This window comes from Vibrio sp. ArtGut-C1, assembly GCF_002105475.1.
Lineage (GTDB): Bacteria > Pseudomonadota > Gammaproteobacteria > Enterobacterales > Vibrionaceae > Vibrio > Vibrio diabolicus.
On record NZ_NCTH01000007.1, the window covers coordinates 160,486 to 177,085 of the forward strand.

General features: G+C 45.7%; 17 protein-coding genes and 1 pseudogene. 4 read left to right on the plus strand and 14 right to left on the minus strand.

The genetic code is table 11. The features are described 5' to 3' along the window. Positions 1-171 precede the first annotated feature (171 nt). From eat to B7360_RS08625, 3 genes and pseudogenes are all read right to left on the minus strand, one after another. The gene (gene eat, locus B7360_RS08615; RefSeq protein ID WP_085343305.1) at positions 172-1,575 is read right to left on the minus strand and encodes an ethanolamine permease; all 1,404 of its coding nucleotides are present in this window, start codon (positions 1,573-1,575) and stop codon (positions 172-174) included. Between the two features lie 11 nt (positions 1,576-1,586). Next, positions 1,587-2,471: an ethanolamine ammonia-lyase subunit EutC gene (gene eutC / locus B7360_RS08620; protein WP_085343306.1), complete on the minus strand. Its 885-nt coding sequence runs from the start codon at positions 2,469-2,471 to the stop codon at positions 1,587-1,589. Continuing rightward, positions 2,464-3,874 (minus strand): annotated as a pseudogene (locus B7360_RS08625) (ethanolamine ammonia-lyase subunit EutB). Before B7360_RS08625 ends, eutC begins: the two are co-directional and overlap by 8 nt. A gap of 184 nt (positions 3,875-4,058) precedes the next feature. On the opposite strand from B7360_RS08625, the gene B7360_RS08630 reads away from it, so the two are divergent. Beyond that, the gene (locus tag B7360_RS08630; RefSeq protein WP_085343307.1) at positions 4,059-4,994 is read left to right on the plus strand and encodes a helix-turn-helix domain-containing protein; all 936 of its coding nucleotides are present in this window, start codon (positions 4,059-4,061) and stop codon (positions 4,992-4,994) included. Positions 4,995-5,038: 44 nt separating this feature from the next. Here B7360_RS08630 and B7360_RS08635 read toward each other — a convergent pair whose 3' ends face one another. Next, entirely contained in the window at positions 5,039-5,566 is a 528-nt protein-coding gene (locus tag B7360_RS08635) for a TetR/AcrR family transcriptional regulator (protein ID WP_085343308.1), read from the minus strand. Positions 5,567-5,692: 126 nt separating this feature from the next. Between B7360_RS08635 and B7360_RS08640 the strand changes: the two genes are divergently transcribed. Next, positions 5,693-5,914, plus strand: a complete 222-nt coding sequence (locus B7360_RS08640; protein ID WP_025791583.1) for a hypothetical protein — start codon at positions 5,693-5,695, stop codon at positions 5,912-5,914. A 101-nt stretch (positions 5,915-6,015) separates the two neighbouring features. Here B7360_RS08640 and B7360_RS08645 read toward each other — a convergent pair whose 3' ends face one another. Together B7360_RS08645 and B7360_RS08650 are read right to left on the minus strand one after the other, a co-directional pair. Beyond that, a complete protein-coding gene (locus B7360_RS08645) occupies positions 6,016-6,387 on the minus strand; it encodes a VOC family protein (protein ID WP_005395273.1) in 372 nt (123 codons plus the stop codon). Between the two features lie 59 nt (positions 6,388-6,446). Next, on the minus strand, positions 6,447-7,337 hold the full coding sequence (locus B7360_RS08650; RefSeq protein ID WP_062888890.1) for a LysR family transcriptional regulator: 891 nt from the start codon (positions 7,335-7,337) through the stop codon (positions 6,447-6,449). Positions 7,338-7,446: 109 nt separating this feature from the next. Here B7360_RS08650 and B7360_RS08655 point away from each other — a divergent pair, with 109 nt between their 5' ends. Then, positions 7,447-8,058 (plus strand): LysE family translocator, encoded by a 612-nt coding sequence (locus B7360_RS08655; RefSeq protein ID WP_031812114.1) that lies wholly within the window; start codon positions 7,447-7,449, stop codon positions 8,056-8,058. An 89-nt stretch (positions 8,059-8,147) separates the two neighbouring features. On the opposite strand, the gene B7360_RS08660 is transcribed toward B7360_RS08655, so the two are convergent. The 4 genes from B7360_RS08660 to B7360_RS08675 form a co-directional block, all read right to left on the minus strand. After that, a complete protein-coding gene (locus tag B7360_RS08660) occupies positions 8,148-9,119 on the minus strand; it encodes a leukocidin family pore-forming toxin (protein WP_006741319.1) in 972 nt (323 codons plus the stop codon). Positions 9,120-9,274: 155 nt separating this feature from the next. Beyond that, the gene (locus B7360_RS08665; RefSeq protein ID WP_085343309.1) at positions 9,275-9,484 is read right to left on the minus strand and encodes a hypothetical protein; all 210 of its coding nucleotides are present in this window, start codon (positions 9,482-9,484) and stop codon (positions 9,275-9,277) included. A 105-nt stretch (positions 9,485-9,589) separates the two neighbouring features. Then, positions 9,590-11,188: a chaperonin GroEL gene (gene groL / locus B7360_RS08670; protein ID WP_085343310.1), complete on the minus strand. Its 1,599-nt coding sequence runs from the start codon at positions 11,186-11,188 to the stop codon at positions 9,590-9,592. A 33-nt stretch (positions 11,189-11,221) separates the two neighbouring features. After that, positions 11,222-11,512 carry a co-chaperone GroES gene (locus B7360_RS08675; RefSeq protein ID WP_085343311.1) on the minus strand — a complete coding sequence of 97 codons (291 nt, stop codon included), beginning with the start codon at positions 11,510-11,512 and terminating at the stop codon, positions 11,222-11,224. A 259-nt stretch (positions 11,513-11,771) separates the two neighbouring features. Between B7360_RS08675 and B7360_RS08680 the strand changes: the two genes are divergently transcribed. Next, positions 11,772-12,122: a rhodanese-like domain-containing protein gene (locus B7360_RS08680; RefSeq protein ID WP_085343312.1), complete on the plus strand. Its 351-nt coding sequence runs from the start codon at positions 11,772-11,774 to the stop codon at positions 12,120-12,122. A 96-nt stretch (positions 12,123-12,218) separates the two neighbouring features. Here the strand turns inward: B7360_RS08680 and B7360_RS08685 are convergent, their stop codons facing one another. The 4 genes from B7360_RS08685 to B7360_RS08700 form a co-directional block, all read right to left on the minus strand. After that, positions 12,219-12,617, minus strand: coding sequence for a GFA family protein (locus B7360_RS08685; RefSeq protein WP_005395284.1), 399 nt, complete (start codon positions 12,615-12,617; stop codon positions 12,219-12,221). Positions 12,618-12,897: 280 nt separating this feature from the next. Further along, entirely contained in the window at positions 12,898-13,161 is a 264-nt protein-coding gene (locus tag B7360_RS08690) for a DUF3012 domain-containing protein (RefSeq protein ID WP_005395285.1), read from the minus strand. Between the two features lie 192 nt (positions 13,162-13,353). Beyond that, the gene (fni, locus tag B7360_RS08695; protein ID WP_006741316.1) at positions 13,354-14,373 is read right to left on the minus strand and encodes a type 2 isopentenyl-diphosphate Delta-isomerase; all 1,020 of its coding nucleotides are present in this window, start codon (positions 14,371-14,373) and stop codon (positions 13,354-13,356) included. A gap of 239 nt (positions 14,374-14,612) precedes the next feature. Beyond that, positions 14,613-16,412: a sodium:proton antiporter gene (locus B7360_RS08700; RefSeq protein ID WP_005395287.1), complete on the minus strand. Its 1,800-nt coding sequence runs from the start codon at positions 16,410-16,412 to the stop codon at positions 14,613-14,615. Positions 16,413-16,600: the final 188 nt, after the last annotated feature.

A 16,600-nucleotide genomic window follows, 5' to 3' on the forward strand; every position in this document is an offset into this window, starting at 1 on the left:
CTTAACCTTTACCTGTGATGGCTCTGCGCCATAGTTATCCAGACTAGACTTTCACATGATTAACCACTTATAAAGTTAAAGTGATGCATTTGTGCGCTATGCACTTTTGATAGAAATGACAAAGGGAGCACATGGCTCCCTTGATGTAGTGGCGAACAAGAATTGAAATGGCTATCGTGCTACATCTGATTCAAGCTCTAATTCTGCAACAGAAAGCATGGCAAACTCTTCCTCGGCGGTTGCTGCCACCAATTTGTTGCGGCTGTACAACCCATAATAAACACCACCGATAAGAAACAATCCCATTGTCATGAAAAAGGCTGAGGGATCAAAAGCATAAACACCTGTCATTGCGATCAAAGAAAGCACCAGAGAAATACTCGAAGTAATTATCCCGCCAGGCGTTTTATATGGGCGAGCTAACTCCGGCTGTTTAATTCGCAATAAAATATGGCTCAAGGACATTAATGCGTACGATACCGTCGCACCGACAACAGCCATCGCCAAGATTAAGTCCCCCTCCCCCGTAAGAGAAACCAAGAACCCAAAAACTCCCGGAACCAAAAGCGCACGAGAAGGCACTTTTTTGTCACTGGTTAATGACAAAGTTTGCGGCAAATAACCCGCGCGGGAAAGCGCAAACACCAAGCGACTGTAACCATAAATGATAGAGAAGAAAGAAGCGATAAGACCAGCCAATCCAAGTAAGTTCACGGCCATTGCTATCGTTGAATTGCCTGTAAGCTTCAGCGCGTCAACTAATGGCACCGCGCTATCGCCTATGACCTTTGAACCAACCGCACCAGCCAAAAGAACGACTACCAGAGTTGCGGTTAGTAATAAAAACAACATCGCACCAATGATGCCTTTTGGAACATCTTTCGCCGGATTTTTTGCTTCCTCTGCCGCTAAAGGTACACCTTCAACCGCAAGAAACAACCACATTGCAAATGGCAACGCCGCCCACACGCCATACCACCCAAACGGCAAGATTTCTGTTGCCTGAGCCGTCGCCGGAGCAATATCGAATAAGTTATTCACATCAAAGTGACCAATAAGCACACCAGCAGTAATTAGAATAGCTAGCACAGCCAAACCGCTGATGACCATCATTACTTTGAGAGCTTCGCCAACCCCTGCCATGTGAATAGCGATAAAGACGGCGTAGAAAAGTGCGTAAACAACAGGGCCATCGATACCAACCAATTCATTCACTGCTGAGCCAATAAAAATTACTATCGCAGCAGGTGCGAGCGCATATTCAATCAAAACTGATAAGCCAGTGAAAAAGCCACCTGTCGGCCCCATCGCCTGTCTTGCGAAGCTGTAACCACCACCCGCAGCAGGAATAGCCGCAGACATTTCAGCTAAAGACAATACTAGCGTGAAATACATTACTGCCATCGCGATAGCAGCAATAAGAAAGCCTCCCCATCCTGCTTGAGCGATGCCAAAGTTCCAACCGGCGAAGTCACCAGATATAACATACGAGACACCTAAGCCAGCAAGTAAAATCCAACCTGCGGTGCCTCTTTTTAGCTGCCTTTTGGCCAAGTACTCCTGATGTTTAGACATAGTAAATCCTTCTACTTTGATGAAATTAAAAAGTTGTCGCTGTGTTTATCTTCAACGCTTGCGCCACTTGGCTCATTGATGTCGGAGCGATCTTTCAGGTTCACTCCTGACAGTTGTAATTTTCGAGCCTCCTTGAGCAAGTAAAATGCGCGTTCACAGGCATCGTCATAGTTGAGCCCCTGGGGACGCACATTGGAAATGCAGTTTCTTTGGGAATCTTTAGAGCCTCGTTTAGCCCCCCAAGTGAGATACATACCCATGCTATCCGGAGAAGTTAAACCTGGCCTCTCTCCAATTAAAACCAGCACGGCCTTAGCGTTAAAACATTCACCAACATCATCCCCTACCGCTACTCTTCCTTGCTTTACGATTGTGATAGGTGCGAATTTCCATTGATGTTCATCATCAGCGCTTAAAAGAGAAATCAATCGAGTAACAACAGGCACTGCATGGTTTTGAATTGCGACGGAAGAAAGTCCATCAGCAATAACAATCGCAAGATCAATGTCAGTGTTATGCTCATTTGCTATCGAGTTGAGCGTTTGCCAAGAAGATTCATTGAGCTGCCTTCCTAAATCGGGCCTTTGCAGGTACATAAGCCGATCACTCACTTGGCTGCTCACTACCACTGGAGGCTCTAAGGTATTTTCAAGAATCGAGTAAGAGTCCGACAAACCAGCAACGAGAGACTCAATATTCAAACTGCAATGCACTGCATCCATAGCTTGGGCATGATCCAGCTGAAATGAGAGTAACTCGTTGGTTGGTACACTGTTCCCGCTACGACCCAGAGCGATCCGAGCAGAGGTGAAGTCGCGTAACTTGCCCCAAGGGTTGTGTGTGACAACTTTAGACTCATCTTGTGGGGACTGAGCAATGGTGATTACTTTACCCATGAGAATACCCCTTATTCAGTTGATTTATTGCTCCCGAAAACGAGCGAGAGATTTGCTCACTTAACCGAACGTCTTGCACGCTCTCGAAAATCTGCATCTCCATTAACCATTGTTCAAACTCTGGTGCGGGCTTCAAACCGAGTACTTTTCTTGCATAAAGGGCATCGTGAAATGAGGTAGTTTGATAGTTGAGCATGATGTCATCAGACCCTGGAATACCCATGATGAACGAGCACTCGGCCACGCCTAACAGTGTCAGCAAGTTATCCATGTCATTCTGATCGGCATAGGCATGATTGGTGTAACAGATGTCGCAACCCATAGGTAAACCAAGCAGCTTCCCACAGAAATGATCTTCAAGCCCAGCACGAATGATCTGTTTGCCATCAAACAGGTACTCTGGGCCAATGAACCCAACGACTGTATTAACCAACAAAGGATCGAACTGTTTCGCGACAGCATAAGCACGAGCTTCGCAAGTCTGTTGATCGACCCCATGAAATGCATTCGCAGACAACGCTGTACCTTGTCCGGTTTCAAAATACATCACATTGTTTCCTACGCTACCTCGATTCAAAGACAATGCCGCTTCATGGGCCTCTTTCAAAATCGATAAGTCTATTCCGAAGGTATCATTCGTTCCTTGCGTGCCGCCTATCGACTGAAAAACGAGATCGACTGGTGCACCCATTTCAATGGCTTCGATCGTGTTCGTGACATGAGTTAACACAAGACTGAGTCGGTATTTGATAGTGTTGAATCACCTCATCCATTAAGTTCATTAACTTGATAGCTTGAGGCACATTATCTGTTGCCGGATTGATACCGATAACCGCGTCGCCATTTCCGTACATCAGACCATCAAAAATGGTCGCTGCGATACCGTTGAGAGAATCAGTGGGGTGATTCGGCTGTAAGCGAGTAGACAGGCGACTCGGCAAACCAATCGTATTCCGAAAAGCCGTGACAACTTGGCATTTTTTAGCAACGAGAATCAAATCCTGGTTGCGCATGATCTTACTGACTGCAGCCACCATTTCTGGCGTTAAACCTTGACGAATTTTAGCCAACGTTACACCATCGGCTTCTTCACTCAGCAGCCAATTTCGAAAATCTCCGACCGTTAAGTGCTCAATCGGTTTAAAGGCTTCAAGGTCATGCGTATCGATAATTAGGCGAGTGATATCGTCGCTTTCGTATGGAATGACCGCCTCGTTAAGAAACGTTTTAAGTGGTAACTCAGACAGCGTCATTTGTGCGACTACACGTTCTGCCGCTGAGTGAGCGCAAACCCCGGCTAACGCATCACCTGAACGCTCCGGTGTCGCTTTCGCCATCAAGTCTGCCAATGACTTAAAGTTATAGACTTTACTGCCTTGTTGCCGACGATAAGTTGCCGTCATTGCTCTTCCTCTTCACTATTTGGTTCGCTTTTTGCTGAACTATCAATAAGCTTTAAGAAAGTATTGCCAAATGTGTTCCGTAGCGTTATCAAAAACTGGCAACATTTATAAAACACTAATAAACAATGAGTTACATAAAAACTGCTCCAACATGACTCACAAAAAAGGAATGAGCATCACAAGGATGAGTGACCAAACACCCCAAACCGCACCAATGCTGTGCATCCATCACACAAAGGATGCAAACCAACAAGCTGCAAGCCTAATAAACTGGCAACAGGAATACGATCAACTCAGCGATGGCCGATTTTTAGGTCAAATTCGAGAACGACGATTTCCCAATTTCCATGTATTTCGTGAAGACAGTAACCGCTCACTAAGACAGCAATGCAGGGTTGAAGAAGGGGGAATTTGGTTGGGTTTGAGTGCGGAAAATAAACCGCTACACCTAAATCACAGCCAGCTTTTGCTTAGACAAGGTGGTGCAGATTTTGAGTTAATGACACCTGAACAGTTTTCTATCTATGGGATAGTACTCGACAGAAAACTGGTTCAAATCATAGAAAAACAGCTCGAGTTAGACGGTATCGGCTGCAACACACCGCACTTAGCGGGACCAACAGAAAAGCACATTCAACAACTTAAATTCTACTTGGGTACTTTGCTCGGTCCCACTGAGTCGCGATGGTCTGACAGCACACATCTGGTGGTTTTAAAAGACATCGTACTCGAACTGTTCTCAATCAGTTCACCAAGCGCAAGCCACCCGATATCAATCTCTCATCGTCAGCATGTGATGCGCCGCATAAAGCAACAGCTACACGACTTAGATTACAGAACTCCGATCACCGTCAGTGAACTGTGTGACGCTGTGCACGTCAGTCGCCGAACACTGCAGTACACTTTTGAACATTGCTGTAATACTTCGCCAAAGCAATTCATACACCGAATGCGGCTGAATCAAGTACGTAGAGTGCTACAAAGCCCTGAAGATAATCGAACAATTGCAGAAATCGCTTTTGACTTTGGTTTTTTTCATCTCGGGCAGTTCAGTCAAAGCTACAAGCGGCTATTTGGTGAGACGCCCACTGAAACGAGAAAATGGGAGTCCAGCAAATAAAATGACAGGCAGTATATTCTTTCAGATCCTGCGTTGGGGCCATGTTATGCAGTCGCAATGATTTGCTGAAACTTAGCATGAAGCTCTTCAAGTGCCGCTTCAACATCCGGTTCTGCGCGGCTCAAGTGCGAGATTAACGTCATAAAATAGCAGTCAAAAATCAGCGGTATTTTTCCCTCAAGGACGCAGCTTCCCTTTACAGATTGAAACAAAGCTTGGTTAAACGACTGATAATAATCCAAATCCCAAATCACTTCTTTCAACAAAGCTCGGCTCAGCTCAACGTTCGCAAAATAGTAGCGATAGTATTTCTCCGTCAGCGCCAAACCAATGTCGATATCGGTTTTGCCTTCCACACTGACTAGCGTTTCTTGGCTGATCTGTTGCAGTTGCGTCAGCATCCCTTCGCGCAAAATCGACAGTTTGGTCGGGAAGTGGCTGAACACCGTACCATCGGCGACTCCTGCTTCTCTCGCAATCTGCCTTGTGGTCGTCATGTCATAGCCATTCTGAGCAAAAGATGCCCACGCGGCTTTTAGGATTTTGTCTCTGGTTTGTTGTCGCTTCGTCATTGATGTATCTGCTTAATGAGCCTGAAAGGATCATACCTTGAGCGGCTAACATTGACAAATTGAGCGCGCTCAATTATAAAAAAATGAGCACGCTCAATTTTTATATAAAAACAAAAGGAATCGCTCATGTACATATTAAACAAACTAGGCCAAGGATTGATTTTCTTGCCGACCATATTCTGCTTTTCTTATATTTTAAGACCAATATTGATGGTGATTCTCATACCAGGCGGGCTCGCACTTTTGGCGTTAATCGGTGGGGCAGAAGTCAGAGCAGAACTCAAAGCCATGTTGCTTGAGGAGCTTTTTGGGGTCAGTCCATCACACACCACCTCGAAAAAGGCGTGAGTGCGCGAGAAACGTTGGCAAGGTTAAGCAAAAAACAAAACGCGCAAGTATCGAGATCTCAATACCTGCGCGATATAAATGTGGTGAAAAGAGGACTGGCGTTAATCAGTATTCATGTTCTGACCGATTCGCCATAAAACGCCACTAGGGTCAAACAAACAACATTCGCGCATGCCCCAAGGTTGCTCGACCAGCTCAGTTAAACGCGAACCAAATTCTTCATGACCTACTTTGGATAAGTGCTGATGCCAGCTTTCTGCGTCTTCTACGAGCAAGTGCATCATGAAGTTGTTGCCGTGTTCTGGCTCATAAAAATTCTGTAAAAGAAACGCGCAACTGCCTTGAGAGAAGTACGCCACATCACCGAAGTCTGACGCCATATCAAAGCCTATCGCCTCATAAAAACGTTTTGAGAGCGCGTAATCTTTCGCTGGAACAAATGATTTGATTTCAACAATATTGAGGTTTTCCATTTCCAATTTCCTAAGCCCTTTTCCATCAAACTGACTGACGTAATCACGCTCTACGCCTTCTATTCGCCTTGCGTATTTTGCTGCGATGGTAGTGGTACACACTCTACCATTTGCGTTTGTAACCACGTGATGAATTTATGTTCGAGTTCTGTACGCTTTTTATCTTGGCTCAATAAAACATAATTGCAACCTGATAGCACAAAACCAAATGGCGCGACCAAATTACCGCGCTTAATATCGTCCATAACAAAAGGATACGATCCCATCGCCGCGCCTAAGCCATCCACCGCGGCTTGTATGCAAAAATAAAAATGCGCAAATGATTGCTGAGTATTGTCGTTGAAGGTTTCACAACGCGTTGATTGCTGCCAATCCGCCCAAGCATGCGGCCTAGTTTGGCTATTCAACAATCGAACTGCATCCAAATCGTCTTGAATGGATTGCCAATACTCAGGAGAAAATACTGGCCCCACCCACTCTTCCACAAGAATGGTTTTGTTGTAATCGTGCTGCTGAGCAAAATCGTCTCGACGAATCGCCATCGAAAGCCCTGTCGATCCTAATGTTACCGGGCCTCCAGCCGTCGACAAACGAACATCAGCACGGTGTTCATCATTAAACGCAGCAAGCCTTGGCATCAACCAACGCATGGTTAATGTCGGTTCACAAGACACTTCAAGATGCTGATGCTTTTCTTGAATGAGTGTATTCACGCCTGTTTCTAGCGTTTGGAATGCCGTTTTTGTGTATGTCTTGAGTAATTCGCCTTCTGCCGTCAACACGGATTTCCTGCCCTCTTTCAAAAACAAAGGTTGCGACAGATATTGCTCAAGTTGCTTGATCTGCTTACTCACGGCTCCGTGGGTGATGTTCAGTTTGTCAGCCGCTTCAGTGTAGCTTGAAGAGCTCGCCGCAACGTGGAAGACATAGAAAGATTTTAGGTGGCGCATCTGTGAGCTTTTCTCACCAATATGGGAATATTTTTCGATTATAGTCAGTAACAAAGACGCCTACAATTCCGCTACATCACAGACTTCATCATTCAAACAGGAAACCGATATGGAATTTGTAACTCTTGCGCTATTGGGCGTGCTTATTGTTATTAGCCCTGGCGCAGACTTTGTTTTGGTATTAAGAAACAGTTTAAATCAAGGACGAGAAGCTGGCGTGTACAGTGCGATTGGTATCAGCATGGCGATAAGCATCCACATCGCTTACTCCATGCTGGGGATCAGTTACTTAATTTCACAAAATGAATGGTTATTTAATCTCGTACGCTACCTTGGGGCTGCTTATCTTGTCTACCTTGGGATTAAAGGAATATTCTCCTCGCAGCCTGCGTCAAACTCAGAAACCATTCAACAGAGCGAGTATTCAATGTGGCGATTTTTCATGCAGGGATTTCTGTGTAATTTACTCAATCCTAAGACGATGCTATTTTTTCTGAGTATTTTTAGCCAAGTGATTTCTCCCGATTCTAGTCAGCAACATATCGCCTTGTTTTACGGGATTTATATGATTGCGCTGCACGGCATTTGGTTTTCTATCGTTGCAGTTTTATTCACGTCCCCCCAATTACAAGCCTTCTTGTTGAAGATTAAGCATCGACTCAATCAAGCATGTGGGGCGGGATTGGTCATTTTCGGCGCGATGCTGGGCTTAAAGACTTAATACGTTTGCGATCAGATTTCGACCATAAAAAATGCGGCTACTAGAGCCGCATTACAATCCACAAACCTTCGGTCTGATAAGTGAAACGTTTATTGAGTGATAACGGTTAGCGTATCCCAATCAATCGTGAAGCGAATTTGTGCCTCAGTGTAGTGGCTCGTTGTACCTTGATCGTACCAGTTACACGCATTGCGAGAGAAACCTTCTTCAACTTCTTTCATGCCAGCTCGTGCGATCATCTCCGTTTTTGGCTCTTCTCCGCGCTCAAATTCTGGTGTGAACACGTACTGGAATTTCGGTTTGAAACCGTAGATCAAACGCGGCAAGTTCTCTTCGGGTAATAGGTTCTCGTTTGAACAACCTGTGTAGTGGTAAACACCCGCCCATTTACCGTAGTACTGGTAATCGTTGGTGTAAATTTGGCTAAGAGAGGTGGTCCACTTAACGCCCATACCGCGTTCCATGGAAGCCTTTGGTTTGGCTGCGGTGACGTAATCCTTACTTGAGTAGCGAGACGTATAAGCCACACCCAGGTCGGTCGTCAACGAGCCAGAAAAACTTGGTGCTGAGCCCGGTGTTGCAGTCGCGGTTAAGCCGATAGACGGAGCAACCGTGGTTGTCGATACGGAAACATCATTGGCTTCGTTTTGCGGTGAGTAATCCTCACTAAATACCGGCGTGCCACCAGCTTGATAGATACTGTAGTCGAACGCGACTGGGTAGTTTTGAGTAAAACGGTCCACAATCGCAGCATCGTAAGTGTGTTTTACACCCGGATTACCTGGTACATAACCATTCCCTAGAGTGATCACGCGAGCCGCTTTTTTGTCGTTCTTTGAATTATGGAATAACTCAACCAGTAACTTCATTTGCACACGGCTACCACGAAACGCGTACGGGAAAAGCTCAGGCTCGCTTTGCATCACGACCTCATAGCTTTTTTTCACGTAACCTTCTAGCGCGATGTCATCAATCAAGACACTTTCTACAACCTTGTTATCAGAAGCAGCGGCAGTAGCGGAAATCCCTAACATTAAGGGAAGCAGTATTTTCTTATTCATTATTTTATTACCTTACTTGGGAACAGTCCCAATTTAAGCTAACACATTGAACAAGTAGCAACAATCAAACGAAAACGATTCACATTATCAATAATTTGACCTACACCCAGAAATGAAAAAAAAACAGCCAACTTACGTTGGCTGTTTCGATGCAGTTAATGAATGGCCCGAGCGTCCCCTTTAAGTAACTGAGACAGATCGATAGTGAATATCGTCACTGTCGGACGTTTAGGCAGAGCATTTTCGATCGAAAACTCTGGCCCAGCTGGAACGAGGGGGAAGTGAATAGCAGTCGGCCACGTTGACGAAGCCTCATTACCGCCCGGCTCAGATATTGAGAAAGAAAACGCAGGTAAACGGGTCATAACACTTACCTCAAATGACTGATTCGCGGGCTCAAGCGAGCCCGCTTAGGTTTTGCAATGTTATTGTTGTTTTAACGCCTACTTAATCACTAACGATTGATAACGTTAGATATCAAGTTCTTTGTCTTCAACGTGGTTGGTGATCATCGCTTCAGTCGTGATCATCAAGCCAGCAACAGACGCCGCGAATTGAAGCGCTGAACGTGTTACTTTCGCAGGGTCCAAGATACCCATTTCGATCATGCTGCCGTATTCACCTGTTGCAGCGTTGTAACCGTAATCGGCATCACCCGCTTTGACAGCATTCGCTACGACTGAAGCTTCGTCACCTGCGTTGGTTGCGATTTGACGGAGAGGCTCTTCCATCGCACGTAGCGCAACTCGGATACCCACGTTTTGGTCATCGTTGTCACCTTTTAGATCCGCCAATTCTTTCGCGATCTTAGTTAGGGCAACACCACCACCAGCAACAATACCTTCTTCAACCGCTGCGCGAGTAGCGTGTAGCGCATCGTCCACGCGGTCTTTCTTCTCTTTCATCTCAACTTCAGTTGCAGCGCCGATCTTGATCACCGCTACGCCGCCAGAAAGCTTCGCAACACGTTGTTGAAGCTTGTCTTTGTCGTATTGAGAAGTGGTTGTTTCGATTTGTTTTTCAATCGAAGCCACACGATCAGCAATCGCGCTTGCTTCTGCTGCGCCACCCACAATAGTTGTTGTGTCTTTGATGATGGTCACTTTCTTCGCGCTACCTAGTTGCTCTAGCGTTGCTTTTTCGAGTTCTAGGCCGATTTCTTCAGAGATGACCGTACCTGCGGTTAGTACCGCAATGTCTTCCATCATCGCTTTACGGTTGTCACCAAAACCAGGTGCTTTCACCGCAGTCGCACGCACGATGCCGCGCATGTTGTTCACAACCAATGTCGCTAGCGCTTCACCTTCGATGTCTTCAGCAATGATCAATAGCGAGCGAGAAGATTTCGCCACTTCTTCTAGCACTGGCAATAGCTCGCGGATGCTGCTGACTTTTTTGTCCACCAATAGGATGTAAGGGTTGTCTAGCTCTACGCTGCCATTTTCTTGGTTAGTGATGAAGTATGGCGACAAGTAACCGCGGTCGAATTGCATACCTTCAACCACAGACAATTCGTTGTCTAGACCTTGGCCTTCTTCCACCGTAATCACGCCATTGCGACCCACTTTTTCCATCGCTTCTGCAATGATTTCACCGATCGCGCGATCGCTGTTTGCAGAAATGCTACCCACTTGGGTAATGGATTCTTTGTCGCTGCATGGCTTAGACATTTCACGTAGTTTCTCAACCGCCGCTTCAGTGGCTTTGTCGATACCACGTTTTAGGTCCATTGGGTTCATGCCAGAGGCTACCGCTTTAAGACCTTCATTGATGAAAGATTGCGCCAGTACAGTAGCCGTCGTTGTACCGTCACCCGCTTCATCATTCGCTTTGGACGCCACTTGTTTCACCATTTGTGCGCCCATGTTTTCGAACTTGTCTTTCAGTTCGATTTCTTTCGCTACAGACACACCATCTTTAGTGATCGTTGGCGCGCCGTAAGATTTATCAAGCACAACGTTGCGGCCTTTAGGGCCTAGTGTCACTTTTACTGCGTCCGCCAGTAAGTTCACACCTTTCAGCATTTTTTGACGTGCGTCATTAGCAAATAATACGTCTTTTGCAGCCATAATTATCTCCTCAAAAAACTACTACAAAAATAATTACTCAACGATTGCTAACACATCAGATTCGGACAGAATCAAGTATTCTGCGCCGTCAATTTTCTCGGTTTTCACGCCGTAACCGTCATTAAAAATGATTTGGTCGCCCACTTTGACTTCCATCGCAGCGCGTTCGCCATTTTCAAGGCGTTTACCTAAACCAACAGCAATGACTTTCCCGCGGTTTGGTTTTTTCACCGACTGAGAAGTTAAAACGATTCCCCCTTCAGATTTATTTTCCACCTCTTGTCTTTCAACAATTAGCTTGTCATTTAAAGGACGAATTTTCATTTGAAGTGCCTCCTACTTAGAACCAAAAATAAAAGACATAGTTTGAACATAAAGATGGATTAACGAGTCGTCTGCTCGTTTTCGATGAAAATAATAAGGTCGAAAAATTGGAGTTCAAGGGGGAAATTCAATAAAAATTTTTTATCGAACTAAATAAAATTCTCTATCAAAAATTCTCATTCACCATCCGTCAGAATGAGTCTATGATGAAGGCTATTTTACGCAGTGACACACATAGTTTGATAAGGATGACGAAAGAATGAAAAAGGCAATTTCTCTGTTTCTTGCAACGCTGAGCTTAGGGTTGCTCGCTCCTAATGTAGCGGCTTCTGAACGCGCGGAACAAGGATGGCTACTGATAGAGCAAGGCGCAATGATCGTCGATGTGCGCACTCCGCAAGAGTTCTCTGAGGGGCATTTAGACAATGCGGTGAATTTCCCTCTATCTGAGCTTGATAAACATTTTAAAGACGTCAAAAAAGATCAATTGATTGTGCTGTATTGCCGCAGTGGTAACCGCTCGGGCCAAGCCTATCAATATTTGCAATCGCAAGGGTTCACAAATCTGCACAATGCAGGCGGCTTAGAAGAACTGCAAGACGCAAAATAATCATCTCTGTTCTAATTTCAAAAATAAAAGTGCAGAGGGCGTTGCAGACTTATTGCAACGCCCTCTGTTACTAAATAATTCTCTTCCGCTACTACTCTATTTGGGCCCGGCCTCAAACTGAGTCAGGTTATCCGATATCTCAAGCCACGGCGCTTTGGACGCGACAAAAATATGGAAATTTGGCTTGTGGGATGGAGCATCATCCAAGACACCTAGGCGAATATTGACAATCCCATTGTTCTTTTTCGAATACAGGCTCGATCCACAATGGCGACAAAAACATAACATGGTATTTTCGCTTTTCTGATAAGTTTGAATATCCTCTTTTCCTTGGATAATGAGCAACTTATCTAGAGCAATACCGCCCGCCGATGAATAGTCAGAGCCAGTAAATTTTCGACATTCCGAGCAATGGCAATTTCCCATGTACTTGAATTCATCTGCCACTTCCAATTTCACCTTACCACACAGACATGAGCCTTTGAGTACTTCCATTTGAGTCCCTTTTTGTTATGAATCTAATTGAATTAGACGAATACACCGACACCATGCCACTGCAATGCGAAAAATTAAAGGCAGGTAATACAGGTTTTCAAAAATGAAACGAAAATGTAAAACACTCTACTCAGAGGAAAGATAGGTGTGCTCAGCACGTGAGAGCTCAAGCTATTGTCGATACAAAAACACCAAGCAAGACGCTTGGTGTTTTCTTAATATTTTGTCTAACACAGTCATCGCTCTTAATGAGAGACGCCGTGTTGAGAAAGTGTAGTGCTTAGAAAATGCAGTGCTTAGTAAAGCTGGTGGCTTCGTTTGCACTCCAGTCACCTTTTGGCTTATCTTTCAAGTTCTCACACCATTGCTCGCTGCCCACACCATCTTGAAGAACACAGTGCTTCGCAAAGTCTACTGCGTTGTCTGCTGTCCATTCTGTTTTTGGCTTATCGCGCATGTCGTTACACCAGCCTTCAGTGCCCACTTCATCACTACAAGCGGTTAAAGCAGAAGCCGCCAACATCAGCATGACTAGTTTTTTCATAAATTTAAGGTTCCAGTTGCAAACAATATTAAAATAAAACTCAATCGCTTCAACAAATGCCCATTCAACTGTCTGAACTAAGCAGTCACTTGTTGAAGTGACTTTTGTATCAACTATAACGAAATTATCAGTCTACGTGTTAAGACACCGAAAAATTATTGAGCCAAGCTGCGTAAATGACACCATAAACACCTATAGGCAGCGCGCTTGCGTTAATGCGCTGATCTTAGAAGACCCCGTGCCAAAACATGATAAACGTAACTCTAACGCCATTTGCTCAAAGTGCTCGACTACCGCTTGAGTGCTTATGGTAGCCGCTTTCAAGACTGCGCCCGCTTGCCCAACGAGATTGGCGCCCAAATGTATGGCTTTCGCCGCTTCAAGTCCGTTATGCACACCACCTGAGGCGATCAAAGGTAATGTAGGATGCTGTGCTCGTATTTGAGTCAAACATTTTGCCGTTGGGATGCCCCAATCGCGGAAAAGTTCGGCTGCACGCTGCATTTTCGGGTTATCTTGGCAATAGCCTTCAACCGCGCTCCAACTTGTGCCACCCGCGCCCGCTACGTCAATGGCATCCACACCGGCGTCAACCAATCGCTGCGCAACGTGACCACTTATACCAAAACCGACTTCTTTGATAATGATCGGAACATTCACGCGAGATTTAAGCTGCTCGATAGCGTGTAAGACCCCAATCCAATTATGGTCGCCATTTTTCTGAAACGCTTCCTGCATTGGGTTTACGTGTACAAACAACGCATCCGCTTGAATGGATTCAACCGCACGCTGCGCATTATCAAGTTTACCTTTGTCGCGCAACTGAGCGGCTCCAAGGTTGGAATAAAGCGGCACATCTTTGGCTAAATCACGAATGGTTTTACCTAGACCTGCGTGTTGGCGCTCTTCTAAGCTAATACGCTGCGACCCCACGCCCATCGCAATGCCTAATTCACTGGCAGCTTCAGCCAAACGACAATTGATCACTTCAGCGTCTTTCGCTCCACCTGTCATCGAGCTAATCAAAAACGGCAGCGCCAGTCGGTGGCCAAGAAACTCTGTCGAAAGGTCGATCGCCTGAAAGTCACATTCTGGCAGCGCGCAGTGTTCAAACTCGACAGACTCAAAGCCCGCCGTTTTATGCTTCATGCTCATGTCATGATGTAAAACAGCGTCTAGATGTAAATCTTTTCGGTTAGTTTGCGGAGCCATAATGCCACCCTAAAGTTAAACAGTCGCGCAGTATTGCGATCCTTATCAGTAACGTCAATGCGAATTTTCTGAATTCACGAGATTACTTTTCCGAAACCAGTAATGAATCACGACTTACTCTGACATTATAGGAAGAGAAACTCGCCTTCCGTTTTAAACAAGCAGGCGAGTGTTTCACCAAGTTGAAGTAATCAGCGTGCGAGACACCACGATAAAAATGGGCCGCATACTTCTCTAATTTACTTTGCGCTTTCTGACAGAATCAGAGACACAACGGTGCTTGTGGTGGTTGGAGCAAACTGCTCAGGGTCATCACAGAATTGAATTTTCCCTTTTTCTTCAACGTGGAACAACGGCACTACCGAGTTCCCTTTGTGATGCGCTAAATAGTCTTGATACGTAAAGTTGTCGCTCAATTTCGTGTGTTTTATCTCTGCACCGCGGCTCAACAAACTGGCCAGCTGCGTATAGCTTACGTTACCGCCCATCAGCAATTTACCGTGGTACTCCTGAGCCACGGAGTGCTTCTCGCTACCATTGCCGTTGGTTTTCACTTTTTGCAAGCAGTGAACTTTATCTTCACCAAACTCGTCGACAAATTGCATGCAAGCCATAATGTTGAAATGCTGGTCAGGCGTTAATGCAACGACTTGTCCCACCCCTATCAGGTTCAAATTGTCATCTGCGTGACTAGAAATCGGATTCCCGTAGTAGTAATCCAGCCCCAACATACGAACTTGACTGATGTACTCCCAGTTGGAATCGGTCATCAATATACGGCGGTCATAGCGTGCCAACGCTTGACCAATTTCTCTTGCTACTCGGTTAGCACCAATCAACAAGAAGCCGCGTGGTGCTGGCTCCGCGACGCCCAACATCAATGCGACAGGACGTGCCGTTGCACTTTGTAAAACAACCGTTCCGATGATCACCATGAAGGTCATAGGAACCAGTAAAATCGCTTCATCAATACCGTATTCGGTCAATTTGATCGCGAAAAGAGACGAAATAGAGGCAGCGACAATACCGCGCGGTGCAACCCAAGACAGAAACAGTTTATCTTTAAGTCTCAAGTTACTGCGGATGGTTGAGAGGAAAATCGACAACGGGCGCGACACCAACTGCATAAATACAAACAGCAATAACGCGCCACTACCCAGCGCAGCAAAATCATCCAAGCTGATGCGTGCAGCAAGGAAAATAAATAGGCCGGTGATCAGCAATATGGTCAAGTGCTCTTTAAAGTGCAGAATTTGTTGAATATTGATGCCCTTTGCGTTGGCAAGCCACATACCCATTACAGTAACCGTGAGTAATCCGGCTTCAGACTCGATATGGTTGGAGACGGAAAATACGCCGAGCACGATCATCAAAACCGCAAATGGCTGCAAGTATTCCGGTAGCCACGCACGGCGCATAATCGTTGCGACTGCTGCGCCAGAGGCCGCACCAAGAATGACGCCCACGGCAATGAGCGTCCCGAACACTTCGACGCTATTTATCGCGCTGTGCGATACGATGAACTCATAAACCATCACAACAAAAAGCGCACCGAGTGGGTCAATCAAGATCCCCTCCCAACGTAAAATATTAGCAAGCGTACTGTTAGGCCTTACCGTCCGAAGAAGTGGCACGATCACCGTCGGACCTGTTACCACGGTTAAGCTGCCGAACAACATGGCGAGCTCCCAAGTAAAACCGAGGAAATAGTGCGTCGCAATACTGGTTGCTGCCCACGAAATGATGGCCCCGATGGAAACGATACTCCAGACTGAGCCACTCACACCGCGAATTTCTTTAAAGTTTAGGGTCAAGCTGCCTTCGAAAAGAATCACTGCAACCGCCAATGAAACCAACGGAAAGAGCAAATTCCCTAAAATCTCATCTGGATTTAACCACTGCATAAATGGCCCGACAATCAACCCAGCTAGCAGCAAAAATAAAATCGCTGGTAAGCGCAATCGCCATGCCAACCACTGACAACCTAAACCAATGACCCCAACCGCTGATAGAACCAGCGCTTCATTACCCACTTGCATTAATCATTACCTGTTTTGTCTTTTTTCGCGTGAATGCGCTATACCCAAATAACCTCGCGCGTGCGGTTCAATAAGCATGACTTGGCATGCAGACTAAACGGTTTACCTTCGACTCTTCGACAGCATGCCTCTGAAATGCACATTTTTGAGGTCACTTGGGTATCGCATCAGAATTATGAATATAGTTG

Excerpts from the sequence above, each read along its gene's own strand:
- eat (WP_085343305.1), bottom strand. The coding sequence starts at position 1,575 with ATGTCTAAACATCAGGAGTACTTGGCCAAAAGGCAGCTAAAAAGAGGC.
- eutC (WP_085343306.1), bottom strand. The coding sequence starts at position 2,471 with ATGGGTAAAGTAATCACCATTGCTCAGTCCCCACAAGATGAGTCTAAA.
- B7360_RS08630 (WP_085343307.1), top strand. The coding sequence starts at position 4,059 with ATGAGTGACCAAACACCCCAAACCGCACCAATGCTGTGCATCCATCAC.
- B7360_RS08635 (WP_085343308.1), bottom strand. The coding sequence starts at position 5,566 with ATGACGAAGCGACAACAAACCAGAGACAAAATCCTAAAAGCCGCGTGG.
- B7360_RS08640 (WP_025791583.1), top strand. The coding sequence starts at position 5,693 with ATGTACATATTAAACAAACTAGGCCAAGGATTGATTTTCTTGCCGACC.
- B7360_RS08645 (WP_005395273.1), bottom strand. The coding sequence starts at position 6,387 with ATGGAAAACCTCAATATTGTTGAAATCAAATCATTTGTTCCAGCGAAA.
- B7360_RS08650 (WP_062888890.1), bottom strand. The coding sequence starts at position 7,337 with ATGCGCCACCTAAAATCTTTCTATGTCTTCCACGTTGCGGCGAGCTCT.
- B7360_RS08655 (WP_031812114.1), top strand. The coding sequence starts at position 7,447 with ATGGAATTTGTAACTCTTGCGCTATTGGGCGTGCTTATTGTTATTAGC.
- B7360_RS08660 (WP_006741319.1), bottom strand. The coding sequence starts at position 9,119 with ATGAATAAGAAAATACTGCTTCCCTTAATGTTAGGGATTTCCGCTACT.
- B7360_RS08665 (WP_085343309.1), bottom strand. The coding sequence starts at position 9,484 with ATGACCCGTTTACCTGCGTTTTCTTTCTCAATATCTGAGCCGGGCGGT.
- groL (WP_085343310.1), bottom strand. The coding sequence starts at position 11,188 with ATGGCTGCAAAAGACGTATTATTTGCTAATGACGCACGTCAAAAAATG.
- B7360_RS08675 (WP_085343311.1), bottom strand. The coding sequence starts at position 11,512 with ATGAAAATTCGTCCTTTAAATGACAAGCTAATTGTTGAAAGACAAGAG.
- B7360_RS08680 (WP_085343312.1), top strand. The coding sequence starts at position 11,772 with ATGAAAAAGGCAATTTCTCTGTTTCTTGCAACGCTGAGCTTAGGGTTG.
- B7360_RS08685 (WP_005395284.1), bottom strand. The coding sequence starts at position 12,617 with ATGGAAGTACTCAAAGGCTCATGTCTGTGTGGTAAGGTGAAATTGGAA.
- B7360_RS08690 (WP_005395285.1), bottom strand. The coding sequence starts at position 13,161 with ATGAAAAAACTAGTCATGCTGATGTTGGCGGCTTCTGCTTTAACCGCT.
- fni (WP_006741316.1), bottom strand. The coding sequence starts at position 14,373 with ATGGCTCCGCAAACTAACCGAAAAGATTTACATCTAGACGCTGTTTTA.
- B7360_RS08700 (WP_005395287.1), bottom strand. The coding sequence starts at position 16,412 with ATGCAAGTGGGTAATGAAGCGCTGGTTCTATCAGCGGTTGGGGTCATT.